The following is a 7602-nucleotide window of genomic DNA, read 5'->3' as shown; positions in this document are numbered from 1 at the left end:
CCTGTTCATAGGGCATCGGCGCGGTCTGCATCCCGACGCCACCAGAGCCAAGCCCCAGCTTGCCAGCCATCGCATCGACCCGCTCCACCGCATGCCGCCAGCGCCGGTGCAACGCCACGATGGAACGACCCATGGCCGGCATGGAAACTGCAACCTCCTTCAGCTCGGCAAGGCTCACCTTCTCACCATTGGCAGGGTCGGCGAACACCTCGCGCAGGTCCGCCACCAGCCGGCCTTCCTCACCCTCGGCAAAGAGCTGCACATCGACGCCGAAAATTTCGTTGATCTTCAGCAGCACCTGCACGGTGAGAGGGCGCTGGTTCTTTTCAAGCTGGTTGAGGTAGCTGGGAGACAGGCCAAGAGCCTGCGCCAGAGCCACCTGCGTCAGCCCCTTTTCCTCACGCAGGCGCTTGAGGCGCATGCCCACGAATGTCTTCTTCATCATCATTTGCAAAATTCGCAAATTTGAAGATGACCGCTCGCAAATCCTCGCATTTTCAGTCGTTCCCCAAAAATCATCTCGCAAATATTGTGAGGATCAGACCCCGATCGCAAGTCTTTTCACAAACGATCCGCTGCCAAGAACCGACGGACAAGGGTGCGGGATGGGGACAACAGGAGGGACTGATGAGCCAGCGCAAGAGCTATGCCGAACTGAACACCGAACTGCGTGCACGTTTTCCGAACGGCGTCGCCCCCGGCGGCGTGAGTGTGGATGACATCATCCAGCTGCGCCTCCAGAACAGCTTCGACACCCATCTCGACATCGCCCGCGACATGGCGAGCGTGATGCGTGCGGACATGGCGGCTTATGACGCTGACAGCTCGAAGTTCACCCAGTCTCTCGGCTGCTGGTCCGGCTTCCATGCCCAGCAGATGATCAAGGCCGTGAAGCGCCTGCGCGGCACCACCAAGGGCAGCTATGTCTATCTCTCCGGCTGGATGGTGGCCGGCCTGCGCAACCGCTTCGGCCATCTGCCGGACCAGTCCATGCATGAGAAGACCGCCGTCGCGGACCTGATCGAGGAGATCTATGTCTCTCTGCGTCAGGCTGATGAGGTGGCCATCAATGACCTGTTCAAAGATCTGAAAGCCGCCCGTGAAAAGGACGATGCAGCTGCCGAGGCCAAGGCGATCGCGGCCATCGACAGCTTCGAAACCCATGTGGTTCCGATCATCGCCGATATCGACGCCGGTTTCGGCAATGAGCACGCCACCTATCTGCTGGCGAAGGAACTCATCAAGGCCGGCGCCTGCTGCCTCCAGATTGAAAATCAGGTGTCGGACGCCAAGCAGTGCGGCCATCAGGATGGCAAGGTGACGGTGCCGCGCGAGGACTTCATCGAGAAGCTGCGCGCCTGCCGCCTCGCCTTCGAGGAACTGGGTGTGGAAGACGGTGTCATCGTCGCCCGCACCGACAGTCTCGGCGCGGGCCTCACCCAGAAGGTGCCGGTGAGCGCGCATCCGGGGGATCTCGCCAGCGATTACATCAAATGGCTGAAGACCGAACCGATCACCAATGACAACCCCATCCGCGACGGTGAACTGGCGCTCTACCAGAACGGCACCTTCGTGCGCCCGCTGCGCCTGCCCAACGGCCTGTTCCCCTTCAAGGACGGCACCGGCAAGGCGCGCGTGATCGAGGATTGCATCGCCAATCTGACACTGGGCGGGGCAGACCTGCTCTGGATCGAGACTGACACACCGAATGTGGACGAGATCGCTTCCATGGTGAACGATATCCGCAAGGCGGTGCCGAACGCCAAGCTCACCTACAACAACTCGCCTTCCTTCAACTGGACCCTGAACCTGCGCAAGCAGGTGCGCGCCCAGTGGATCGCCGAAGGCAAGATCAAGGATGCCGACTACCCCGGTGACAATGCGCTGATGGGCGCAGCCTTCGATGACACTGAACTGGGCCGCGAGGCGGATGACCGCCTCAAGCGCTTCCAGACCGACATCTCGGCCCGCGCCGGCGTGTTCCACAATCTCATCACCCTGCCCACTTTCCACCTCACCGCCAAGTCGGTGGACGAACTCTCGCGCGGCTATTTCGGCGAGGACAAGATGCTGGCCTATGTCGCCACCGTGCAGCGCGAGGAAATCCGCCGCAACGTCTCGGCGGTGAAGCACCAGCATGAAGTGGGCTCGGATCTGGGTGACAGCTTCAAGGAAATGGTGGCCGGCGAGCGCGCCCTGAAGGCGGGCGGCCATGCCAACACCATGAACCAGTTCGCGGCCGAGTGAGCCGAACCGGCTGAACCTCATCCCACACATTCAGGAGTGTTCATCATGAGCACGGAATTCAAGGCTGTTCCCGCACAAGACTTCACCGAACGCGATCGCGCCATCAACCGGGTCGCCGATGCGGTGCACCGCATGAATGAGGCCGTGCAGCGGGCGGTATCCTCCGGCATCTCGGTGGAGCTGGTGCGCGTGTCCCGCCACCATGACGGCGCAGGCAGCTGGGGCGACCAGATGATCCCGCTGGTGCGTGAAGCCGCATCGGCTCAGGCCACCTGACATGAGCCCCCACCCGCATCCGGCTCCCGCAGCCCGCCGCCGCGCCGCCGCCCCTGCCCGTTTGCGAGACGGACACGGCGCCCGGCCCGGTTCGGACCGGCTTCATCGAGATGATTTTTCCCGATCAGGCCAACCATTACGGCACGCTGTTTGGCGGCAACGCGCTCAGCATGATGGGAAAGGCGGCCTTCGTGGCCGCCACCCGCCATGCCCGCTGCCCGGTGGTGATGGCCAGCTCCGAGAAGACCGCGTTCCACGTGCCGGTGCTGGTGGGGCAGATCGTGGAGCTGGATGCCCATGTGGTGCGGGTGGGGCGCACCTCCATGACCGTCATCGTTGAGGTGACGGCGGAAGAACTTCTCACTGGCGCGCGCTGCCTCGCGGTGCGCGGCTCGTTCGAAATGGTGGCGGTGAATGCGGCTGGCAAACCCGTGCCCATTCCCACCTCCGCCCGCGCGCCCATTACCGCATCCGTGGCGGCCCCCTCTTCTCACACCAAGGAAATGCCCAAGTGAAGCAGCATCACGTCCGCACCTACAAATCCGCTGAACATCTTGCGCGCGCCGACCAGCTCGCATGGAAAATCGCGGAAGTCGCCACCGATGCGGTTGCGGTGGAAGATGATGTGGTGGAGATGATCGGCAACCGCATCATCGACAATGCAGCGGTGGCAGCGGCCTCCATCAGCCGCCGCCCGGTGGCGAGCGCACGGGCGCAGGCGCTGGCACACCCCTTCCAGCCGGGAGCGACCGTGTTCGGCCTCTCCAGCCATCGCCGCATCTCGCCGGAATGGGCGGCATGGGCCAATGGCGTGGCGGTGCGCGAGCTGGATTTCCACGACACCTTCCTCGCCGCCGACTACTCCCACCCCGGCGACAACATTCCCCCCATTCTGGCCGTGGCCCAGCATTGCGGGCTGGATGGACAGGCGCTCATTCGCGGCCTTGCCACCGGCTATGAGATTCAGGTGGATCTGGTGAAGGGCATCTGCCTGCACGAGCACAAGATCGACCATATCGCCCATCTCGGCCCTTCGGCGGCGGCGGGCATCAGTGCGGCGCTGGGCCTCTCCACGGAAGTGACCCTTCAGGCGGTGCAGCAGGCATTGCATGTCACCACCACCACCCGCCAGTCCCGCAAGGGCGAGATTTCCAGCTGGAAGGCCTACGCCCCCGCTTTTGCCGGCAAGATGGCGGTGGAAGCCGTAGACCGCGTGATGCGCGGTGAAGGTGCGCCATCCCCGGCATGGGAAGGCGAGGATGGCTTCATCGCATGGCTGCTGGGCGGCCCGAAGGCGGAATATCTCGTGCCCCTGCCCGAAAAGGGAGAGGCGAAGCGCGCCATTCTGGACACCTACACCAAGGAGCATTCGGCCGAATATCAGAGTCAGGCGCTGATTGACCTTGCCCGCCGCATGGGGCCGAAAATCGGTGATCTTGCACAGGTGCAGAGCATTGTCATCCACACCTCCCATCACACCCATTATGTGATCGGCACCGGCGCGAACGACCCGCAGAAGATGGACCCGAATGCGAGCCGCGAAACGCTCGATCATTCCATCATGTATATCTTCGCGGTCGCGCTGGAAGATGGCGCATGGCACCACGCCCGCTCCTATGCCCCCGAGCGCGCCAACCGCCCCGGCACGGTTGCGCTGTGGCACAAGATCTCCACCGTGGAAGACGCGGAATGGACCCGCCGCTACCACAGCCGCGACCCGAAGGAGAAGGCGTTCGGCGGCCGCGTGGTGGTGACCCTCAAGAGCGGTCAGGTGATCGAGGATGAGCTGGCGATTGCCGATGCCCATCCGCTGGGAGCACGCCCGTTTGCCCGCGCCCAGTATGTCGCCAAGTTCCGCGCGCTGGCGGAAGGCGTCATCACCCCATCCGAGCAGGACCGCTTCCTCGGCACCGTGGAGCGCCTGCCGCGCCTGAAGGCCGATGACCTTCTGGGCCTGAACTTCACTGTGGATCCGGCCCTGCTGGGCACCGCAACACCGGGCATCTTCGACTGGCGCGCGCCAAACGCACCGGCCCTCTCCGTCGTCTCCGGCTGAGGAAACGCCTGTGCCGCGCATCAGAAGGGTGCGCGGCACATATACCGATTCTGATCCCACGTCTCACAGGCACACCTGTGGCCCGCGATCGACACTGATGCGGCACAATCCGGAACCCGGATGAGACTGGCAGCACACATCGCGCCCCGGCTTTGTCCGGGCCGCCCCCGGTTTCGGCCCCGACCATTCAGCCAGAGCCGACACTGACTCACATGACACACCATGCGGCCCTGAAGCAGGCCCAGCCCGCATCATCAGGACAGGGCAAGCCCCGTCAGCTCAGCCCCTGCCGCACCTGAGCAAAACCCATCGCGCCGGCCCATGGCCGGAGCCGTTGGCATCATATGCACACAAGACGCCGGCGACCCCGGCGGTCTGGTTCCGGGAGGTTCCAATGTCTCTCTCTCATGCCACTCCAGCTGGAACACCCAGCCCGGACGCGCCCAAGAAGCCGAAGAAGTCTGTCGCCCTGTCCGGTGTCGTTGCCGGCAACACCGCCCTCTGCACAGTGGGTCGCACGGGCAATGACCTGCACTATCGCGGCTATGACATTCTCGACATGGCCGAAGCCTGCACCTTCGAGGAAGTGGCCTATCTGCTCATTCATGGCGATCTGCCCACCCCTTCCGAGCTTGCCGCCTACAAGGTCAAGCTAAAGACCCTGCGCGGCCTGCCCGCCGCTGTGCGCCGCACACTGGAGGAACTGCCCGCCGCCGCGCACCCGATGGATGTGATGCGCTCCGGCGTCTCGGCGCTTGGCTGCGTGCTGCCGGAAACCGCCGACCACAACACCCCGGGTGCGCGCGACATCGCCGACAGGCTGATCGCCTCGCTCGGCTCCATGCTGCTGTACTGGTATCACTACACCCAGAACGGCCGGCGCATCGAGGTGGAAACCGATGATGAAAGCGTGGGTGGCCATTTCCTCCATCTGCTGCATGGCGTTGCCCCGCGCGCCAGCCATGTGCGGGCGATGGATACCTCGCTGATCCTCTATGCAGAACACGAGTTCAACGCCTCCACCTTCACCGCGCGCTCCATCGCGGGTACGGGCTCGGACTTCTACTCCGCCATCACCGGTGCGATTGGTGCTCTGCGCGGCCCCAAGCATGGCGGAGCGAACGAGGTCGCGTTCGAAATCCAGAAGCGCTACGCGGGGCCGAATGAGGCCGAGCTGGATATTCGCCAGCGTGTGGCCAACAAGGAAGTCGTCATCGGCTTCGGGCATCCGGTCTATACGGTTTCGGACCCGCGCAATGTGGTCATCAAGCGTGTCGCCCGCGCCCTCTCGCAGGAGGCCGGCTCCACCCGCATGTTCGATATTGCAGAGCGGATCGAAACCGTGATGGGGGAGGCGAAGAACATGTTCCCCAATCTCGACTGGTTCAGCGCCGTTTCATACCACATGATGGGCGTGCCCACCGCCATGTTCACCCCGTTGTTCGTTATCGCCCGCACCTCCGGCTGGGGTGCGCATATCATCGAGCAACGTCTGGACAACAAGATCATCCGTCCTTCCGCCAATTATATCGGCCCGGAGAACCAGGTGTTCGTGCCGCTGGAAGCCCGCGGACAAGCTGAGACCCAGACCGGCGTCTATTCCGTCAGCCACGGCCTTTGACCGTAGCCAAACGGACTCGCTCAAGCGCCGCGCGGGCTGCACCAGAGGCCTGTGAATCCATCCTCAAGGGCCTCTGGCATCAGCGCCATCGCGTGGGCTGATCCGGGCTGGGTCAGGCCAGCCCGGCCATGGCGCGACGCCGGTTGCCGTTGCCGGCGTCGCAGCTCTTTTCATGCCGCCATGCGGTGTGCCACCTTTTGCAATTCCACAGGGGCATAATGCGCAGCAGACCCTGCCGCACCGCCCGAGGAGACCGTGATGCCCTATCTCGTCGCATCTGATTTGCCCACAGAACCCGCCGGCCTGCGCTTTCGCGCGCTGGTGGAACAGGGTGGCATTGCCCAGCTTCCCGGCGCGCACAATGGGCAGGCCGCGCTTCAGGCGCGTGCCGCCGGCTTCAAGGGGCTGTATCTTTCCGGCGCAGCCATGACCGCCTCCATGGGGCTGCCGGATCTCGGCATCATCACGGTCGATGAAGTGGCCTTCTTCATCCGCCAGATCGCCCGCGCTTCCGGCCTGCCGCTGCTGGTGGACGGCGACACCGGTTATGGCGAAGCTCTGAACGTGATGCACATGGTGCGCACCTTCGAGGAGGCGGGGGCGGGCGCGGTGCATATCGAGGACCAGCTTCTGCCCAAGAAATGCGGGCACCTGAATGACAAGAAACTGGCCGATGCCCATGACATGGCCGCCAAGGTCGCTTCTGCCGCGAAAGCCCGCCGCCATCTCTATCTCATCGCCCGCACGGATGCCGCAGCAAGCGAGGGCATGGATGGGGCTGTGGCCCGCGCCAAGCTCTATATGGAAGCGGGTGCTGACGCCATTTTCCCGGAAGCCCTGAACACTGCCGAGATGTTCCGCGAGTTCGCCCGCCGCATGCCCGGCGTGCCGCTGCTGGCGAACATGACCGAGTTCGGCCGCACCCCCTTCTTCACTGCCGCCGAATTCGAGGAGATGGGCTATCGCATGGTGATCTGGCCGGTGTCCTCGCTGCGCGTCGCCAACAAGGCGCAGGAGAAACTCTACCAGACCATTGCACGCGATGGCTCCACAAAGGCGATGGTGGACGAGATGCAGACCCGCGCGGAACTCTATGACACCATCGGCCTGAAGGCGTTTGAGGAACTCGACGCCTCGATTGTCGCGACCGTGGTGCCGCCTGTCGCGGCGGAGTGAGCGCAAAGGCCCTTTAAGCTTGCCCGCGTGGCGCTTGATCAAACCCTCCTGGCTCTGGTCAAGACCGTGGCCATGGGTATGAGATCGCCCGCACGCTGGGTGCGTGAACTTATCCTGCATCAGGCCTGAGGCAGGGTTTCCGGGATGAGGATGCGCGGTTCACGCCAACAAGCGCGACACTGTTGAAAGTCGGCGCAGCTTGGGTGAATGGGGGTTCACCGGGCGT

General features: G+C 63.8%; 7 protein-coding genes. 6 read left to right on the top strand and 1 reads right to left on the bottom strand.

Going from position 1 to position 7602, the window contains the following annotated elements:
* The coding region (locus VDQ28_RS01350) for a helix-turn-helix transcriptional regulator (RefSeq protein ID WP_323034309.1) at positions 1-448 on the bottom strand (448 nt) is incomplete at its 3' end.
* Between the two features lie 179 nt (positions 449-627).
* Between VDQ28_RS01350 and VDQ28_RS01345 the strand changes: the two genes are divergently transcribed.
* The 6 genes from VDQ28_RS01345 (at position 628) to prpB (ending at position 7376) form a co-directional block, all read left to right on the top strand.
* Positions 628-2247 carry an isocitrate lyase gene (locus VDQ28_RS01345; protein ID WP_323034308.1) on the top strand — a complete coding sequence of 540 codons (1620 nt, stop codon included), beginning with the start codon at positions 628-630 and terminating at the stop codon, positions 2245-2247.
* Between the two features lie 45 nt (positions 2248-2292).
* A complete protein-coding gene (locus VDQ28_RS01340) occupies positions 2293-2523 on the top strand; it encodes a hypothetical protein (RefSeq protein ID WP_323034307.1) in 231 nt (76 codons plus the stop codon).
* Between the two features lie 110 nt (positions 2524-2633).
* The gene (locus VDQ28_RS01335) at positions 2634-3038 is read left to right on the top strand and encodes an acyl-CoA thioesterase (RefSeq protein ID WP_323034306.1); all 405 of its coding nucleotides are present in this window, start codon (positions 2634-2636) and stop codon (positions 3036-3038) included.
* Positions 3035-4579: an MmgE/PrpD family protein gene (locus VDQ28_RS01330; protein ID WP_323034305.1), complete on the top strand. Its 1545-nt coding sequence runs from the start codon at positions 3035-3037 to the stop codon at positions 4577-4579. Before VDQ28_RS01335 ends, VDQ28_RS01330 begins: the two co-directional genes overlap by 4 nt.
* 394 nt (positions 4580-4973) lie before the next feature.
* The gene (prpC, locus tag VDQ28_RS01325; RefSeq protein WP_323034304.1) at positions 4974-6200 is read left to right on the top strand and encodes a 2-methylcitrate synthase; all 1227 of its coding nucleotides are present in this window, start codon (positions 4974-4976) and stop codon (positions 6198-6200) included.
* A 258-nt stretch (positions 6201-6458) separates the two neighbouring features.
* The gene (prpB, locus tag VDQ28_RS01320; RefSeq protein ID WP_323034303.1) at positions 6459-7376 is read left to right on the top strand and encodes a methylisocitrate lyase; all 918 of its coding nucleotides are present in this window, start codon (positions 6459-6461) and stop codon (positions 7374-7376) included.
* Positions 7377-7602: the final 226 nt, after the last annotated feature.

This window comes from Pararhodobacter sp., assembly GCF_034676545.1.
Classification (GTDB): Bacteria; Pseudomonadota; Alphaproteobacteria; order Rhodobacterales; family Rhodobacteraceae; genus Pararhodobacter.
Note: the sequence above shows the minus strand (reverse complement) of the source record. Positions and strands in the feature narration are given on the sequence as shown.